Origin of the sequence: Cysteiniphilum marinum, assembly GCF_014857925.1 — a bacterium.
Lineage (GTDB): Bacteria > Pseudomonadota > Gammaproteobacteria > Francisellales > Francisellaceae > Caedibacter > Caedibacter marinus.
This window is the reverse complement of record NZ_JACYVZ010000024.1, coordinates 1-17,260: the sequence shown is the minus strand read 5'-3', so window position 1 is coordinate 17,260 and position 17,260 is coordinate 1. Positions and strand designations below refer to the sequence as shown.

General features: G+C 39.0%; 14 protein-coding genes. 10 read left to right on the top strand and 4 right to left on the bottom strand.

Annotation, left to right across the window (positions count from 1 at the left end; genetic code table 11):
• Window positions 1–158: 158 nt before the first annotated feature.
• From thrA to IE867_RS10175, 4 genes are all read left to right on the top strand, one after another.
• The gene (gene thrA, locus IE867_RS10190) at window positions 159–2,624 is read left to right on the top strand and encodes a bifunctional aspartate kinase/homoserine dehydrogenase I (RefSeq protein ID WP_225630027.1); all 2,466 of its coding nucleotides are present in this window, start codon (window positions 159–161) and stop codon (window positions 2,622–2,624) included.
• A gap of 377 nt (window positions 2,625–3,001) precedes the next feature.
• Window positions 3,002–3,997, top strand: a complete 996-nt coding sequence (locus tag IE867_RS10185; protein WP_225630026.1) for a homoserine kinase — start codon at window positions 3,002–3,004, stop codon at window positions 3,995–3,997.
• Window positions 3,994–5,277, top strand: coding sequence for a threonine synthase (gene thrC / locus IE867_RS10180; protein WP_192484622.1), 1,284 nt, complete (start codon window positions 3,994–3,996; stop codon window positions 5,275–5,277). Before IE867_RS10185 ends, thrC begins: the two co-directional genes overlap by 4 nt.
• A 136-nt stretch (window positions 5,278–5,413) precedes the next feature.
• Window positions 5,414–7,585, top strand: a complete 2,172-nt coding sequence (locus tag IE867_RS10175) for an AMP-binding protein (protein WP_192484621.1) — start codon at window positions 5,414–5,416, stop codon at window positions 7,583–7,585.
• A 192-nt stretch (window positions 7,586–7,777) separates the two neighbouring features.
• Here the strand turns inward: IE867_RS10175 and IE867_RS10170 are convergent, their stop codons facing one another.
• Window positions 7,778–9,304 carry a DHA2 family efflux MFS transporter permease subunit gene (locus IE867_RS10170; RefSeq protein WP_192484620.1) on the bottom strand — a complete coding sequence of 509 codons (1,527 nt, stop codon included), beginning with the start codon at window positions 9,302–9,304 and terminating at the stop codon, window positions 7,778–7,780.
• A 215-nt stretch (window positions 9,305–9,519) separates the two neighbouring features.
• On the opposite strand from IE867_RS10170, the gene IE867_RS10165 reads away from it, so the two are divergent.
• The 6 genes from IE867_RS10165 to mutL all read left to right on the top strand — a co-directional run bounded on the left by IE867_RS10165 (window position 9,520) and on the right by mutL (window position 15,613).
• Window positions 9,520–10,275 carry an MlaA family lipoprotein gene (locus tag IE867_RS10165; protein WP_192484619.1) on the top strand — a complete coding sequence of 252 codons (756 nt, stop codon included), beginning with the start codon at window positions 9,520–9,522 and terminating at the stop codon, window positions 10,273–10,275.
• Entirely contained in the window at window positions 10,276–10,845 is a 570-nt protein-coding gene (locus tag IE867_RS10160) for a Maf family protein (RefSeq protein ID WP_192484618.1), read from the top strand.
• Window positions 10,846–11,031: 186 nt separating this feature from the next.
• The gene (locus tag IE867_RS10155) at window positions 11,032–11,769 is read left to right on the top strand and encodes an FAD-binding oxidoreductase (RefSeq protein ID WP_192484617.1); all 738 of its coding nucleotides are present in this window, start codon (window positions 11,032–11,034) and stop codon (window positions 11,767–11,769) included.
• A 135-nt stretch (window positions 11,770–11,904) separates the two neighbouring features.
• Window positions 11,905–12,123 carry a 50S ribosomal protein L31 gene (gene rpmE / locus IE867_RS10150; RefSeq protein WP_192484616.1) on the top strand — a complete coding sequence of 73 codons (219 nt, stop codon included), beginning with the start codon at window positions 11,905–11,907 and terminating at the stop codon, window positions 12,121–12,123.
• A gap of 324 nt (window positions 12,124–12,447) precedes the next feature.
• The gene (gene coaBC / locus IE867_RS10145) at window positions 12,448–13,665 is read left to right on the top strand and encodes a bifunctional phosphopantothenoylcysteine decarboxylase/phosphopantothenate--cysteine ligase CoaBC (RefSeq protein WP_192484615.1); all 1,218 of its coding nucleotides are present in this window, start codon (window positions 12,448–12,450) and stop codon (window positions 13,663–13,665) included.
• Window positions 13,658–15,613 (top strand): DNA mismatch repair endonuclease MutL, encoded by a 1,956-nt coding sequence (gene mutL / locus IE867_RS10140; protein WP_192484614.1) that lies wholly within the window; start codon window positions 13,658–13,660, stop codon window positions 15,611–15,613. The genes coaBC and mutL overlap by 8 nt, the downstream gene beginning before the upstream one ends.
• Here the strand turns inward: mutL and IE867_RS10135 are convergent, their stop codons facing one another.
• The 3 genes from IE867_RS10135 to IE867_RS10125 are packed head-to-tail and all read right to left on the bottom strand — an operon-like array spanning window position 15,614 to window position 17,128.
• Complete coding sequence (locus tag IE867_RS10135) at window positions 15,614–16,066, bottom strand: Hint domain-containing protein (protein WP_192484613.1); 453 nt, start codon at window positions 16,064–16,066, stop codon at window positions 15,614–15,616.
• 13 nt (window positions 16,067–16,079) lie between these two features.
• Window positions 16,080–16,535, bottom strand: coding sequence for a hypothetical protein (locus IE867_RS10130; RefSeq protein ID WP_192484612.1), 456 nt, complete (start codon window positions 16,533–16,535; stop codon window positions 16,080–16,082).
• A 26-nt stretch (window positions 16,536–16,561) separates the two neighbouring features.
• Window positions 16,562–17,128, bottom strand: a complete 567-nt coding sequence (locus tag IE867_RS10125) for a hypothetical protein (protein ID WP_192484611.1) — start codon at window positions 17,126–17,128, stop codon at window positions 16,562–16,564.
• Window positions 17,129–17,260 lie beyond the last annotated feature (132 nt).

Genomic DNA, 17,260 nt, shown 5'->3' with positions numbered 1-17,260 from the left:
CGAAGTGGGTATCTTTAAAATCACACCTTGAAATCGCACATTAGCAAAAGCTTCAGCGATTGCTTTTTCCTGTAAAATTAAGTGCTAATATCACCATCACTAAATAGTTGATTTTTTATAATGAATTCTGCCGAATAATGTTTATATAATGAAACCTCATGCTAATTTTTGAAGGTGAGTTATTGATGGAGTATATCGTACATAAATTTGGTGGTAGTAGTCTTGCAGATGTGGTGAAAATTGAGCGTGTAGTTAATATTATTGGCACGATGCCGCAATCAGTGGTTGTTTCTGCAAGTGGCAAAACCACGAGTTTACTAAAAAAATCCATTGAACTTGCCCTAGAGAATAAAGACAGCACTAAAGTTATCGCGCAACTTATTGAGCATCACCTGTCTCTGATTAGCGCATTATGCCCTAAAGATAAAGCACTTAAGCGCACCTTTGAGAGTGATATTACACACTTACAGCAAATGCTCACGACAATTGCATTAAGTAGTATTTGTGGTGATGCTTTGGAGTATTTTATTTTAGGGTTTGGTGAGCTGTGGTCGGCACAAATTTTAACAGGTGCGTTACAGCATAGAGATATTGACGCTGAGTTTATTGATGCATCGAAAGTGCTATTTATCGATGATAACCATAAACCGGTGAGTGTTGATTGGCAAAGAAGTCAGCAAGCGGTTGATCAGAAATTTAATGATCGAAAACATAAAGTTTATATCATTACTGGGTTTATTGCGCAAAACCAAGAAGGTGTGCGTAGTATTTTAGGCATGAATTGTAGCGATTACTCCTCAGCTATTTTTGCTAAGCTTTTACAAGCAAGTAAATTGGTAATTTGGACGGATGTTGCCGGTGTTTATAGTGCGAATCCACAGGTGGTTAAAACTGCGCGTCAATTGAAACAGTTATCCTATAAAGAAGCGTTAGAGCTTGCCTATTTTGGTGCTTCAGTGGTTCATCCATTAACGATTAATCCGATGATGGAAATGGGAATCCCAATTGAGATAAAAAGCAGTTATGAGCCGCAAAAACAAGGCACGGAAATTATTCGCGCACTGGATAAGGTTAACCTTGAACAATACCTTATCAAAGGCTTAACGAGTATTTCAAATGTTGCCTTAATGCGTGTACAGGGTGCAGGCATTATTGGTGTTTCGGGAATGGCAGCCAAAGTCTTTAGTGTGCTTGAGCAATCGCAAGTTTCAGTGATGATGATATCACAATCAAGCTCGGAGTATTCAATCTGTTTTGCGATTGAAGCAAAGCTTGCCAAACGTGCTACCAAAGCACTTGAGCGTCATTTCAAAGCGGAAATTGAGCGCGGTGATATAGAACATATTTATTGCGAGACGGGTTATGCGATGATTACAGCGGTTGGTGATGGACTAAGAGCGCAACCAGGTGCTTTAGCGCGTGTGATTAAACCATTAGCAGATGCTAAGATTAATATTCATGCGATTACTCAAGGCTCATCCGAGCGCAGTATCACCGTTACCGTTAAAAAAGAAGATGAAGATCTAGCTCTTAATTTAATTCATCAACAAGCCAAAAATCCACCCGTACAAGAAATGGTGATTGCACTGATTGGTGTCGGAGGCATCGGTACTGAGCTTATCAACCAGCTAAAACAACAGCAGCAAGTCTTACATAAGCAGAATATTAACTTGCGTTTGGTTGCTGCTATGAGCTCAACTAAGTTATTGTGTGGCGATGATCTTCTGTTAGAAAGTGAGCTGACCCACCAATTAAAAGCAAGTGATTGTAAAGCGGATACGAATGCTTTGGTGAAATACTTACAATCTATTTCATGTGCACATAAGGTGCTTGTCGATGCAACGGCAAGCGTTGATATTGCTAAGACCTATGTTGATTTCTTGGCACAAGGTATTCATGTCGTGACACCCAACAAATATGCTAATACGCAGTCGATGGATTATTATCGTAAACTTCGCCAAGTAGCACGTAATCATAATGTTACATTTAAATACGAAACGAATGTCTGTGCAGGATTACCACTGATTAGTACTATAGAAACGTTGCAAAAAACGGGTGACAAAGTCCATAAGATCCAAGGAGTTTTTTCAGGGACATTAAGTTTTATTTTTAATGAAGTCAATAAAGAGAAAAGCTTTGTTGAGAGTTTAATGCTTGCTTATGACAAGGGTTACACTGAACCTGATCCACGTGAGGATTTATCTGGGATGGATGTTGCGCGTAAAGTGGTGTGTTTAGCACGTGAAATTGGCATAAGTCTTGAGCTAAGTGATGTCAAGGTGCAAAATTTGACACCTGAAAACTTAAGATCCTGCTCCAAAGAGGCGTTTTTAAAGAAAATCAAAGCCCATGATAAGGAGCTAACACAACAGCTTAAAGCTTTGCAAGGGAAGGCTTCAGCACTGCATTTTGTGGGAGAAGTATCAGATACCGGTGAGGCAAAAGTATCTGTCGCACCATTGGTGCAAAACAGTCCCTTTGTTAGTCTTGATGGTGCCGATAATATGGTGCTTATTTATTCCAAGCGTTACGCACATTCGCCAATGGTCATAAGGGGAGCAGGAGCTGGTGTTGAAGTGACTGCTGCAGGTGTTTTTGGTGATATATTGGCGATTTCTAATTAAGGTGAAATTTACAGGAATAGTGTCTAGTGAAAGTATATAAAAACACCCCTCACCCGCACTACAGATGTAGTGCGACCTCTCCCGCAAGGGGAGAGGTAAATGGTGGAAGGAAGCTCGAGAGGCTATTTTTGTTAGTGGTTAAACCTAAGACTGCTAACGCAATTAGCGTATTGGAAAACAACTTACCTTTCGCGTAAATGTGGGAGGTAGCTAGTGGAGCGAATTGTAGTGAGACTGTTTTGGTTGGGAACAAATGTAAGACTAGCGATGTATTGGCATATTGGAAGATACTTACCTCTCCCCTTGCGGGAGAGGTTGGCAGGCAAAGCCTGGCGGGTGAGGGGAAATGATGCGTTTAGAGGTGAAGGATTTAATCAATGGATGAAATGATAGAAAGAATAAAGAAAATAAAAATAAATGAAAGAATAACCAAAGTAACTGCATCTGCACCAGCGACAAGTGCAAACTTTGCGGTAGGTTTTGATCTCATAGGTTTTGCGTTATCAGATGTTGGTGACACAGTGCATTTACAAAAGCGTGATGATAAGCAATTAGTCATTAAACGAATCTGTGGACTGTTAACAGATAAAGAGTTAAGTGTAGATGTTGATAAAAATGTCTGTGGTGCAGTGATAAAGAAATTTTTGCAAGACCATAAACTTGAATTGGGTTTAGATATTACCATTGAAAAAGGCATTCCTTTAGGCTCTGGTATTGGTGGTTCAGCCGCATCTTCAGTCGCGGCAATACTTGCAGTTAATGAGTTCTTAGGAAGGCCTTTAGCAAAAGAGCAGTTAATTGATTATGCCATTTATGGTGAGAGTCTTATTTCTGGCGGCGTTTATCATGGTGATAATGCTGTACCTGCGATGTTTGGTGGCTTGGTATTGCTGCAAAACTCAAGGCCATGTGAGTTTATTCAACTGCCGAGTTTAGATTTATATGCCAGTGTTGTTGTGCCTCGTTTAAAAATTGAAACCAAAGAAGCACGAAAACTAATTGATGTGCCTTTTACGCTCAAAGAATTTGTCACACAAAGTGCCAAAACTGCGGCGATAATTAGTGCGCTGTATGAAGGTGATCTTGTACGTTTTAAAAAACATTTTGCTGATGTATTAGTTGAGCCAAAACGCAAAGTATTGATTAAAGGCTTTGATCAGGCAAAACAAAAAGCAGTTGAACTTGGCGCGCTTGGCTTTGGTATCTCGGGTTCTGGTCCTGCTGTATTTGCCTTAGGTCATAATGAAAATAATGCAGAAATGATTGCAAATGAATTAGTTGAAATCTTTGCTAAAGAAGGATTGTCAGCGCAGAAATATGTTACAAGCTTATCCGCAAAAGGTGGGCAGATTATCGCAAAGGAGGAAGTATGAAGTTTATTAGTACCAGAGGTGATGCCAAGGCTGTATCGATATCAAGCGCATTGCAAAATGGCTTAGCAGAAGATGGTGGGCTTTATGTCCCAGAGTCTTTTCCACTGTTTGATTGTCAAGCTTTAGATAGTGCAATGCGTTATCCTGATTTTGCAACAAAGCTTCTAGCCCCATTTTTTAAAGGTGATGCGCTTGAAAGCCAATTAAGCAAAATATGCCATGATAGTTTTAGCTTTTCCTTACCATTGGTCAATGTTGATCAGAAAACATCAGTGCTTGAGCTCTTTCATGGTGCGACTTTATCATTTAAAGACTTTGGCGCGAGATTTCTAGCCAATGCCTTAAGTCATATTAAAACCGATAAAAAGTTTACGATTATGGTGGCGACATCGGGTGATACGGGCTCTGCAGTTGCTGCTGCCTTTTATCAAAAGAAAAATATCAATGTCATGGTATTATTTCCTAAGGGTAAAATCTCAATGCGTCAGCAAAAGCAGATTACTTGCTGGCAAGGTAATGTGTGTGCAGTTGAGGTTGATGGTACATTTGATGATTGCCAAGCACTGGTTAAAGGCGCATTTGCCAATAAATGGTGGCAGAGTAATACGTATTTAAATACATCCAATAGCATTAATATCGGGAGGCTATTGCCACAAACAACCTATTACGCCTATATTGCTTGGCAATATTTTTTTAAGCATGGCAAAAAGGCAAATTTCATCGTGCCATCGGGTAATATTGGCAATGTTTGCGCCTGCTTTTGGGCAAAAAAAATGGGTTTGCCAATTGGTGATATTGCCATTGCACAAAATGAAAATAATGTCATTGGGCAGTTTTTGGCACATAAAACATTGCCTGATAAAGCAAGTATCGAAACACTTGCTAATGCAATGGATGTTGGTAAGCCAAGTAACTTTGAGCGCCTTTATGCGCTTTTCCCTGATTTTGATGTTTTTGCTCGTGAGGTGAAAGCATTTAAAGCAGATGATAGCGACATTAAAAAAATGATTGCTAAGGTAAAGAATGATCATGATATGCTTATTTGCCCACATACGGCAACGGCATTCTTTGCGCGTGAGTCTCTGCCAGAAGATACGCATTATATCGTTGTCGCAACCGCGCATCCGGCGAAGTTTGAAGAAGTGATTGAACCGATTGTCCAAGAGAAAATTAAGGTGCCTGAGCATTTAACAAACTTGCTTGAGAAGAAACAACAAAGTATTGAAATTACAGCTAATCTTAATGCATTAACAGCAAGTTATAAGGCGTATTTTAGTTAGTCCTTTTTGCCAAAAATAAGAAACGTAGTGGCAACTGGTAAGCTCTGTTCAAAGACAGAAATACTGTAAAATGATTTGCAAGCGGTATATACTCAGCACAGATTAATAGAAAATTGCCGATGATGAGGTGACATTAATGTCAATATTGTTAGGGATAATTGTCCTGTTTGTTATAGTTATTTTGGGTTCATTGTATGTTTGGCCAAATAAAACCTTAATTGCTGTTATGCAGTTAAAAGAGCGCCAGCGTTATATGTGTAACTTTCATCATGTCAACTATGTGCCAAATTTCAAACCAGCAGTGGTCATTAGCAATAATGTTAATTTATTTCTAGCAGTTTTATTGCAACGAATTGCGCGACAAGCAGTGACGGTAGTCATGGAATGTGAGAATCCACCATCAAAGTTAGTGGATTATTTGCTAAAAAGAACGGGTGTTACAATTATTTCACAATCCTTTTTGACCTCATGGAATAAAGAAGGGGTACTATTGGTATCCCAAGAGCTATATAGTGATGTGACTAAACTTAATAATGAAATTATCCCTATGCAGGTTTGCGGGTTTGAATGTATTAAATATACTCGTGGGCGCAATGTGCCACAGTGGTTGCATTTAAGCTTCTTTGAGCCAATTGGTATTGCACTAGATAAAAAGGAGTTGTCAGACCTTTTGGCTGAGAAAAATATTTATGCGTGGGAGCGTTATATTTCACTGATGCCATCCATTCCAGAGGTTTGGATTAAGCAAGCAAAAGCACGTAAAGGTAAAAAAGTTATTGCTGATTCAACTGGTGTTGAGCTAAGCTCTGAGCGTTTGCTCGTTGCAACGCTTGCACTGTCGAAATTACTTGAACCAATTTTACGTGAACAGGAGCGTGTTGGTATTTGCTTGCCTCCGAGTGTTGGTGGGGCGATGGCGATGATGAGTGGCTTTGTGCTTGGTAAAACCTTGGTTAATTTAAACTATACAGCGTCCAAATCAGCACTTGATGCGGCCATTTCTGAGTCCAATATCAAAACGATTATCACCTCAGGGCGCTTTATCGAGCAGCTAAAGAAAAAGGGGTTTTTCTTAGAGGAAGTATTTAGTAACTCAAAGATCATATTGCTAGAAGATGTGCGTCAGCAATTGGATAAATTTACCTTATTAAAGACTTTATTGCATGTGAAATTGTCATCAGCTGAGCATTTAATTAGTCATTATGTCACACGTGTTGCAACCGATCATACGGCGGCAATTTTGTTTAGTAGTGGCAGTGAGGGTAAGCCTAAGGGGGTTGTGCTAAGTCATAAAAATATTTTAGGCAATGTCAAACAGTCGATGATTATTTTAGGTGCCAAATCGGATGATTCTATTTTAAGTATTTTGCCAATTTTTCACGCTTTTGGTTTAACGGCAACAACCATCTTACCTTTGCTTGAAGGGGTGTTTATGGTTTGTCATCCAGATCCGACTGATGCGGCGATGTTGGGTGAATTAGCAGATAAGTATAAACCCACGATTCTCTGTGGCACATCAACATTCTTTAGAATTTACTCAAAAGCACGTCAGTTGACAGCTGATCAATTCTCATCATTAAACTTCGTTGTTGCAGGGGCTGAAAAGCTTTTGCCTGAAGTCAGAGCGATGTTTGAGAAAAAGTTTGATAAGATTATTTACGAAGGATACGGCACAACTGAGTTGAGCCCTGTGGCAAGTGTCAATCAACCAAATGAAGGCGATAAAACTAATAATAAGATTGGTACTGTCGGCAGTTCGGTGCCAGGTGGGCGCTTTATGATCATTGACCCTGAGTCAAAAGAGGAGTTGCCAATTGGTGAAGCTGGTATGATTACCTTTGGTGGAGTTAATGTTATGGAAGGTTACTTGCATAACCCACAAAAAACGGCAGAGGTTATTTTTAAACGTCATCGCATTCGTTGGTATCAAACAGGTGACAAAGGAAAACTTGATGAAGAGGGCTATTTGACGATTTTGGATCGTTATTCACGTTTTGCCAAGCTTGGTGGCGAGATGGTCAGTTTATCTGCGGTTGAAGAAGAGATTATGTCATTATTAGGTGCGGATAACGAAGAAAATGAGATATTAGCTGTGGCAACACCTGATCAGAAAAAAGGAGAATGTGTCTCGCTTTTATATACCATGGCAATGGACGCTAGCGATATTAAGCAACAAATCAATAGCGCCAAGATAAACAACTTATTGAAACCACAAAACTACTTCCAAGTTGATGCTATTCCAAAGTTAGGCTCAGGTAAAACTGACTTCAGTGCAGCAAAACACAAAGTATTGGAGCTATTAAGATAGTCTCAAAACTGGACATTATCTTGTCTTGTGATGAGTCTGGGGATTTTGGTATTTATCTGAGATCAATCCCTTAGCATGATGTGAGTTGGACGAATATTGATAGCAATTGGCTCGGCATTTACTGCCACTAAACTTCCCTTTGACTTTCCCCAGAGAATGGTTACTACTCTTTAATGATAATCAAAGGTAACATTAATGATCCATACTAAGTCCTGTATTAGCAGGTTTGCTTAGGAGTAAAATAAATGGAATTGAAATCGCGAGTAATAGATAAGATAAATAAGCAACGTCATTAAAGGCAATAATATTCGCTTGAGCATTAATTGTTTGTGCGATAACGCCAAGGGTGCTTGGATCTTGTGCGTGCCATCCGGTATTTTGTAACCAAGTTTGATAATTTGGGTTAGCGGGATTAATATGCTTTATCATATTATGCCAGGCGACTTGTGCTTGTTGGCTTAGTACGGTAATCATTACGGATGTGCCAACGGATGTACCTAAATTTCTAAAAAAGCTAAACATACCACTGCCTTCGGCGAGATCTTGAGGGCGCAATGTTTGCAAAGCCATGGTTGACACGGGCACAAAGAAAAAGCCCATGCCAATGCCTTGGATAATGCCAGGATAAGTTAAATTCCACTGATCACTCATTAGCGGAATCTGACCATATAGATAGTTGCCATAAGCAGTAAAAATAATACCCAATAAAATGATAATGCGTAAATCAATGCGTTTAGCCAAAGGAGCGATTAATATCATCGCTACAGCTGCGGCAATACCGCGCGGCATCATAAGCTCGCCTGAGAGTGCGGCTGAATAATGCATAAAGCCTTGCATAATAAGAGGTTGTACAGTCATAAGACCAAATATGCCTGCTGTATATAAGACTAATAAAATACAGGATGCCGCATAATTACGATCTTTAAATAAATGAAGATTTAAAATATTCTTAGGATTAAACCATCCGCGAACAATAAAAATTAGACCCGTGACGACCCAGAATATTAGCATGGCAAGAATGAAATGTGATGATAGCCAGCCATCATTATTACCGCGGTCAAGAAAGATTTGTAAAGCGGCAATGGTTAATGCCATAAGCCCAAGTCCAACCCAGTCGATATTGAGCTTTTCGCGTTTCGTCTCACGAATAAACATGAATGCCATGACAATTGCAATAAGACATACAGGAACATTGATATAAAAAATCCAGCGCCAGTTAATCCAGTCAGTAATATAGCCACCTAATGTGGGTCCCAATACAGGTGCAGCCATAATACCAACACCCCAAACCGCCATAGCCTTAACTTGCTCTTTAGGTGGAAAAGTGTCACGCAAGACATATTGCGATAGAGGAACTAAAGAGGCGCCGAAGATGCCTTGCATAATTCTAAAAAAAACCATCTCACTAAGAGAGCTTGATAATCCACAGAGCATTGAAAAGATCAAAAATCCAATGATATTGATTAACAGCAGTCGTCGCCGTCCAATGGTGCGCACAAAAAAACCAGTAAGTGGCATGCAAATCGCAGATGATACGATATAAGAGGTCACAACCCATGAGATTTCTTCGGTACTTGCACCAAGAGAGCCTGCCATGTCTGGCAGGGCGACGTTAACAATAGTTGTGTCAATAATCTCAATCATTGCCGCAAGCATCACGGTAATCGTAATTAACCATTTGGCTGTCGGAGAGATTGTTTGTTGTGTGGTTTGTGTCATTAGTATTAGCTTAAATCAAAAATCAGACTTTATTGTAAAGTGCTTTATTCTTGTTGTATAGCATGATTGTATAGCATGGAGCGTGTTAATTAAAAAACACAATTTGTTGAACTTAACGCTTGTAACAAGCATGTTTGCTTTTGTTTAAACAACTACTGACGTCTTTTTGAAAAATCCGCTATACTCTTTTGCAATAGGAAAAAAATATATGACAAATGAAATATAAAATAATTGTTCTTTTAGCAGTTGTGGTTTTAAGTGGTTGCGCTACTCAGCAGGATCGAGATCCTTGGGAAGGCTATAACCGCGCTGTCTTTAAATTTAACCAAGTAACATATGACTATGCATTAATTCCAATGGCAAAAGGTTATGATTATGTTGTGCCCGATCCTGTGCAACTTGGCATTGATAACGCCTACAATAATGTTCTAGAGCCTGGACGCATTGCAAATGACTTGTTGCAATGGAATTTGGACTATGTATGGCGTGATACCGCGCGCTTTGTTGCCAATACCATCTTTGGTGTGTTTGGTTTATTTGATGTTGCTAAAAATATGGGGCTACCGCGTCGAGTACAAAATTTTGGTTTCACGATGGCGAAATGGGGATATCGTTATTCCCCTTATTTCGTTGTGCCAATTTTAGGGCCTAACACCTTTGGTGGTTCTGCAGGGGATCTTGTTGATACTGTCTTTAACCCGTTAAGTTATAGCGCTGTGGCACCACCAATTGTAAGTTGGAGTGCTTATGGTGTGTATAAGGCCAATGAAGGTGTTCAATACCTATCTTTGTATGAGAAATTAATGAATAGTTCAATTGATCCGTATGTCGCGGCACGTAATGCTTATTTACAAAACCATGATTACAACTTGGATAAAACTTTGCAGATTAAAGCAAAAGGCAATGCAAAAACGCAACACTTTGATAGTGATGCAGAAGTTTTAGATATTCTTGATCAACCGAGTAACTAAATGATTTACTTAGCATCGCAATCACCAAGGCGGGCAGAATTACTGCGTCGTGAATCCATTGAGTTTAGCCAGTTTGCTGTAGATATTGATGAATCCTCATTAGCTAATGAAAAGCCGTTGGAGTATTTAGAGCGAGTTGTTAAGGCAAAGCTTAAGGCGGCGTTACAGATGAAGCGATTAGATCTACCTGTTTTAGTTGCTGATACCATCGTTGTGATTGATGAAGAAATACTGCAAAAACCGATAAATTTTAAGGTTTTTTGTGCCTACATGCATAAGTTAAGTGGGCGCTGGCATCAAGTGATTACTGGCTTTGCTGTAGGTGATGGCGAATCAGTATATTATGAATATAGAATAACCGATGTACTGTTTGCGCCATTGACTGATGCAGAGATAAAAGCCTATTGGCAGACGAATGAACCTCAAGATAAAGCCGGTGGTTACGCCATTCAAGGGATAGGTCAGCGCTTTGTCAAAGAGATAAAAGGTGACTTTGACAATGTCGTTGGCTTGCCGGTTAAAGAGGTTAAAAAAGTCTTAGCCAAATTTACATTTCCGCATAGTAATTAATCAAGAGTAAGTTGCGTTTTAATTCCCCCTCACCCATACCGCTTAAGCTGCACGAGAAATCCCACAAGGGGAGAGGTACTAGCTGATGCAACTTATTTATACATCATTACATACAAAGTAATGGATTATTGATCACAACACTCGTAAACTGTTGCCCATTATTAATAAATGATCATTCTATATTTTATGGCAATTGAAAAATTTGAAGCAGAGTTGGTTGAATCAAAACAGATTGCACCTAATGTTAAGCACTTAACGTTTAAAAAAGCAGATGGCAGTGCATTTAACTTTGTTCCTGGGCAGTTTATTACCTTCTTATTTGATCATGAAGATGGCAAAGTAAGACGCCGTAGTTACAGTGTCGCAAGTATTCCTGAAGATACAGATTTGATTGAAATTGCCATTTCTTATGTTGATGGTGGAATTGCTTCTGAGCATTTATTTAATATGAGTGTCGGTGATAAGTTCAATGCCATGGGGCCTGCAGGGCGCCTAGTATTAAAAGATGGTGAGAAAATCCGTAAGCTTATTTTGGTGGGTACTGGCACAGGTATTGCGCCCTATCGTGCGATGTTGCCAACGATTGAAAAAGTTTTAGCTGAAGATGTAAAAGAAGTTCATATCTTATTGGGGGTGCAGTATAAGGCGGATGCGATTTATGCAGAAGACTTCCGTCAGTATGCCGACAAAATAAATTCTCTAAACTTCAAGGCTTGTTTGTCTCGTGAGCAAGAAGCTTTAGCCACTGATGAGCAAAAAGGCTATGTGCAGCATGTCTTTGATCAGTTGGATTTAATCCCTGAGGAAGATGTTGTTTACCTATGTGGTAACCCAAATATGATTGATGATGCATTTGCCCTATTAACAGATAGTGGTTTTGATGCTAAGCGTGTACGTCGTGAAAAGTACATTTCATCGAATTAGTGAATTCGTCAATTTAATCGAGCTAAAAGCTTGAGAGATGATATGCTTTGCGCTATGATGTGCAGCGTTTTCATTCTGCGGTGCTTAAGATGGGCTTAGGTGGCGGCAAGAATATATTTAAAGAGGTAAATGAAGATGAATTTAGATATTCAACCAAAGTATGAAAAAGTTTCAGTAAGCTGTAGCTGTGGCAATAAATTTGAAACACGCTCTACAAAGAGCCAAGATATTCAATTAGATGTGTGCTCAATGTGCCATCCATTTTACACTGGTAAGCAACGTGTGGTTGATACAGCTGGACGTGTTGATAGCTTCCAGAAACGTTTTGGCAACTTAAAGTCTCGTAAACTATAAGTTGTAGCATTGCTTACTTTGGTGGGCGATTTTGATAATAAAAAGGGCGCCTAAGGGCGCTTTTTTTATATCCAAAGGGATGAAATAACAGTGATAGTTGTCAATGAAAAAACTCAAGTACAAAACTATAATATAATCGTTATATGTGAGCATACAACAAGATAGTAGAGACGATTTATAATGATCAGCCAACACCAAAAGATATTAATGCCAAAACATGCTTGAAGAATTTCAAGGTTAGGTGCCAAGCAAAAAAATCTGTAAAATGATTTGTGATGGGTATAGTATGGACGGCAATATTTTAGGAATTTTTAATTATAAATAATGAAAAGAATTTTATTGTGTGTCACAGGCAGTATCGCAGCGTATAAAGCACTGGAATTAACAAGGCTTTTAGTCAAAGTGAACTGTGAAGTTAAAGTACTATTAACTGAATCAGCTAAAGCCTTTGTTACAAGTTTAAGTTTTGAGGCATTGTCACAACATAAAGTCTATGATGATTTATTCGCATATACCGATCATCCAATTGAGCATATCGAACTTGCGCGCTGGGCAGACTGTATAGTGATAGCACCTGCATCTGCTAATACCATTGCCAAGTTAGCATTAGGGTTGGCGGATGACTTACTGGGCAATGTGATTCTTGCAACGGATAAACCCATATTTATAGCACCAGCAATGAATGTTATTATGTGGCAGAACCCTGCCGTTCAAGCAAATATACATCATTTGAAAAATCGAGAATTTATCATTTTGCCACCGGATGCTGGTGAGCAAGCTTGTGGTGATATTGGTGATGGACGTTTAATGGAGCCTGAAACGATTGTAAAGCATATATTAAAGCCCAAAACAAAAACGGATAAACATGTTGTGATTACTGCCGGCCCCACTGTTGAGGCATTGGATCCTGTGCGTTATTTATCAAACCATAGCTCAGGTAAAATGGGCTATGCATTAGCTGAAGCTTTTATTAATATCGGTTGGGATGTGAGTTTAATTTCAGGCCCTACTCAATTAATAGCTCCTCAAAATTGTGATGTTGTTGAGGTGAAAAGTGCTGGTGCAATGCATGATGCAGTGCTTGAGAAGGTGAAAACAGCAGATCTATTTATTGCTGCGGCTGCAGTTGCTGATTATCGCCCACAGGTTTGTGCTGTTGAGAAAATTAAAAAGACAGATGAAGGTGATGAGTTAACTTTGAAGTTGGTTAAGAATAAAGATATTTTGGCAAGTGTTGCAAGCTTGACAAAAAACAGGCCGTGTTGTGTTGGTTTCGCCGCAGAGACGCATAATGCGCAAGAGCACGCGCTAGCTAAAATTGAACGCAAGAATCTTGATTTCTTAATATTAAATCAAGTCAATACAGATAACGGGTTCCCTTTTTATAGTGATCACAATAAAGTGCAACTCTTTAATAAGCGGCATGAGCAAGTATTAACATTACCGTTAGCATCAAAGCGTGATATTGCCGATCAGATTGCCAGCTATCTAAATGAAAACGTCATAAAGAAAGAAATTCAAACGGAATTAAATTATGAGTAGGCGAATTAAAGTCTTATCCACTGAACTAGCCAACCAGATTGCAGCAGGCGAGGTGGTTGAAAGACCTTCTTCGATTGTCAAAGAATTATTTGAAAATGCACTAGATGCTGGCGCAACTGAGATTACATTAGAGCTTGAGCATGGTGGTAAAGAAAAAATCTTGATACGTGATAATGGTTCGGGCATTGAAAAAGATGACTTGCCATTAACCTTAATGCCGCATGCAACCAGCAAGATATATTCATTAGCAGAGCTTGAAGCAATTGATAGCATGGGCTTTAGAGGCGAGGCGCTAGCAAGTATTGGCTCGATTGCTAAAGTGAAGATCACCTCAAAAACAGCGCAAGATGAACATGCATGGCGTGTGGATAATCAATTAGGTAATGAACTAATACCTGCATCTCATCCGATTGGAACGACGATTGAAGTGGCTGAAGTTTTTTATAACACACCCGCAAGACGCAAATTTTTAAAGGCCGAACGTACTGAATATGTGCATATTGATGAGCTATTGAAAAAGTTTATGCTTTGTCACTTCAATGTTGCGTTGACTGTTTGGCATAATGGTAAAGAGGTGAAATCATATCCCGTGGCAGATACACCGCAAAAACAGCAACAGCGTATTGCGGATATTTGTGGTGATGAGTTTATTGATAATGCCTTGTTGATTGAAGCTGAAGCTATGGGGCTTCAATTATATGGTTGGGTTGCTAAACCGCAGTTTTCAAAGTCACGTGCTGATTTACAGTATTTTTATGTCAATGGGCGAATTATAAAAGATAAGCTTATCGCGCATGCGATAAAGCAAGCCTATAAAGATGTGTTGCATCACCAACGATATCCAGCGTTTATCTTGTTTTTTAATATTGACCCACATGCAGTGGATGTCAATGTGCATCCAACGAAACATGAAGTGCGTTTTCGCGAATCACGTTTAGTGCACGACTTCCTTTTTGCCAAAATTCATCATGCTTTGGCAGATACTAAGCCACAATTGCCAGAGTCATCTGAAGTTGAAAATGACGTTGATGCATTGACATTTAGTATGCCAGATAAGCCTTCCGTCTCGCTAAATCAAAATTGGCGTGATAAAACTCAATATGCTGATCTATCAAGATCTGATCATCGCAACGATATGGCGTTATATGAGCAGTTGATCAATCAGAAAGATGAAAATCAATATCCTGAAAATCCCAGTGATATTCACAATGAAATAAAAGCACAAACCCTTCAAGATAAATGGCAGGATGCCACGCAATTAGCGATGCCGTTGGTAATAGATGAGGCAACAGAAACAACGTTGGATCAAAATGTCACAATGCCAGAAATAACAACAAAAGCAACACCTGTAAAAGAGGCCAAAACCTATCCATTGGGTTTTGCCTTAGCACAAGTGCATGGCATTTTTATTTTGTCACAAACGGAAGATGGTCTGATTATTGTTGATATGCATGCCGCACATGAGCGGGTATTATATGAGAAGGTAAAAGCGCTATGGGCAAATCATGAAGCTGTATCACAAGTACTGTTGTTACCTTTAACCTTTGAGATAAGTCCTGTATTGCTTGATGTATTAGATGCGCATGAAGCACTTCTTCATAAATTGGGATTTGAATACTCAGCACTTGGTGAGAAAACCTTAGTGATTCGTGCAATCCCCATTTATTTAAAGAATAATCATATTGAAAATCTAGTCATGGAAATTGCTAATAGCCTTAAGGTCAGTGGTAAAGCCAAGCCAATGGATGATTATATACATGCAATCCTAGCAACGATGTCATGTCACAAAGCCGTGCGCGCACATGATCAAATTACCGTTGAGGAAATGAATCAATTGTTACGCGATATGGAGCAAACAGCAAGAGCAGATCAATGCAATCATGGGCGCCCAACTTGGGTGAAAATGACAGTCAATGATTTGGATAAGCTTTTTATGCGAGGGAAATGATTAATTTAAGGGACTAATTCTGAAGTGGAATGTATCACTATAACTGCCTTCAGAAATATTATGTAAACCTAAGCCTGTAAAGGTTACAGTAGCCGTATAGTTTTTTTGTGTTGGCTCACCTAGTGGGTCAGCAGGTTCAGTATGTACAAGAAAGTATTGATTTGGTGTTAAGTCAGTAACGGATATACCATTAACTTTAACACTATAATTAACATAAATACTTGCGTTTAACGTATTTATAAACTTATAACCATTGATTGTCTTAACTTCAAGAGAATACCCTTCGCCCTCAGGGCAGTTGACTTGTGCATAGCCAAAAATAGAGGCATTATCAGTAACACCAAAACTTAAATTGTTAGTGGTGAGTGTCCCACCACCATGCAAAGATAAAGTGCAGCTTATGGTTGATCCATACAATGTGATCAGTAAAAATAAGAAGTAAGTTTTTCTCATAGATTTATAGGCTCTAAATATCGGTTAAACGAATAATAAGTGGTTTAGACTTTATATCTTGTGGGGTATTTAACTTGATGGGTACTTGATTATATACTCGGTTTGCAGATACCTTTTGTAGATCATTAAATGTCGCATGATCTTGTAGGCATAAATGCTGTAAGTTTAGTAATGTTTCATCATGAGCATAAACTTCATCTTTATTCTCATCAAAAAAGGCATTAGCTTTTTGTATATTAATTTCATTCATTAGCAGCTCGCATATATGATCAAAGTCTTTAATTTGATAGATAAATCCAGAGCTAGAATTACAAGAGGATGCTAAGTTGCTTGGGCCAAACGTTTGATGCCAAATAGAGCACTGTTCCGTTATGTAGGCATAGGCAGTGGTTTTTGCATCTTGATTGCTAAAAGAAGCGTGTAATAGCTTGGCATTATTCATCCCAAGCAAGATAGTTAAGCTTAACAATAACCTAGCCCAGCAACAATACATGACTAAACATCAGATAATCTAAGTGTCACACTATCTGCGTAAGTTCCTTCAAGTAAGTTACCTGCACCTACACCTGAGACATCAGGTTTTAAGTCAATCGAAACAGCATTATAGACGACTCCTGCAGAGACACTATGGATTGAGATATATCCGCCTGTATCATCAGGACATTGGTCTGACACTGAAAGGGTTGCACTATTTTGTATTGTGCCAGAAGGTGTGCCTAAGAAAGTAGCTGCGGTTCCTGTTCCTGTCGTAAAGCTCCAAGGCACAGTACTTGAACCATTAACAAAAGCACAAGTATCATCATCATTTTTGATCGCATAGGTAAAGCCAGAGGCAGAGTTACATGAAGTGGTAAATGTGCCAAAAACAGCGGTTTGGTCACCTCCACCCGTTTCTAAGATGGTTTGAGTCAAACCCTCGGTGCCTGCACTTAGAGAGCATGATTCAGCGATTGCTTCAGTTGCAGTAATTGCCGCATCTTGATCCGTGAATGCAGAAGCTTGGCTTGCAAAACCAATCAAACCAAAGCATAAAGTTAGTGAGGTAAGTTTATGAATACTCATAGTATTTCTCCTATGTTAATTTTCAACTCTTCAGTTGGTTAAATGTTTAATTTTTTCTCAAAACATAGTTGGGGAAATCTTCAAAAACCCAATTATTTTTAAGTGTTAAATAAATTGTTTTTAACAGCTTTC

Bases quoted from the DNA above. Each gene is read 5' to 3' on its own strand.
- thrA (WP_225630027.1), top strand. From the start codon at position 159: ATGCTAATTTTTGAAGGTGAGTTATTGATGGAGTATATCGTACATAAA.
- IE867_RS10185 (WP_225630026.1), top strand. From the start codon at position 3,002: ATGGATGAAATGATAGAAAGAATAAAGAAAATAAAAATAAATGAAAGA.
- thrC (WP_192484622.1), top strand. From the start codon at position 3,994: ATGAAGTTTATTAGTACCAGAGGTGATGCCAAGGCTGTATCGATATCA.
- IE867_RS10175 (WP_192484621.1), top strand. From the start codon at position 5,414: ATGTCAATATTGTTAGGGATAATTGTCCTGTTTGTTATAGTTATTTTG.
- IE867_RS10170 (WP_192484620.1), bottom strand. From the start codon at position 9,304: ATGACACAAACCACACAACAAACAATCTCTCCGACAGCCAAATGGTTA.
- IE867_RS10165 (WP_192484619.1), top strand. From the start codon at position 9,520: ATGAAATATAAAATAATTGTTCTTTTAGCAGTTGTGGTTTTAAGTGGT.
- IE867_RS10160 (WP_192484618.1), top strand. From the start codon at position 10,276: ATGATTTACTTAGCATCGCAATCACCAAGGCGGGCAGAATTACTGCGT.
- IE867_RS10155 (WP_192484617.1), top strand. From the start codon at position 11,032: ATGGCAATTGAAAAATTTGAAGCAGAGTTGGTTGAATCAAAACAGATT.
- rpmE (WP_192484616.1), top strand. From the start codon at position 11,905: ATGAATTTAGATATTCAACCAAAGTATGAAAAAGTTTCAGTAAGCTGT.
- coaBC (WP_192484615.1), top strand. From the start codon at position 12,448: ATGAAAAGAATTTTATTGTGTGTCACAGGCAGTATCGCAGCGTATAAA.
- mutL (WP_192484614.1), top strand. From the start codon at position 13,658: ATGAGTAGGCGAATTAAAGTCTTATCCACTGAACTAGCCAACCAGATT.
- IE867_RS10135 (WP_192484613.1), bottom strand. From the start codon at position 16,066: ATGAGAAAAACTTACTTCTTATTTTTACTGATCACATTGTATGGATCA.
- IE867_RS10125 (WP_192484611.1), bottom strand. From the start codon at position 17,128: ATGAGTATTCATAAACTTACCTCACTAACTTTATGCTTTGGTTTGATT.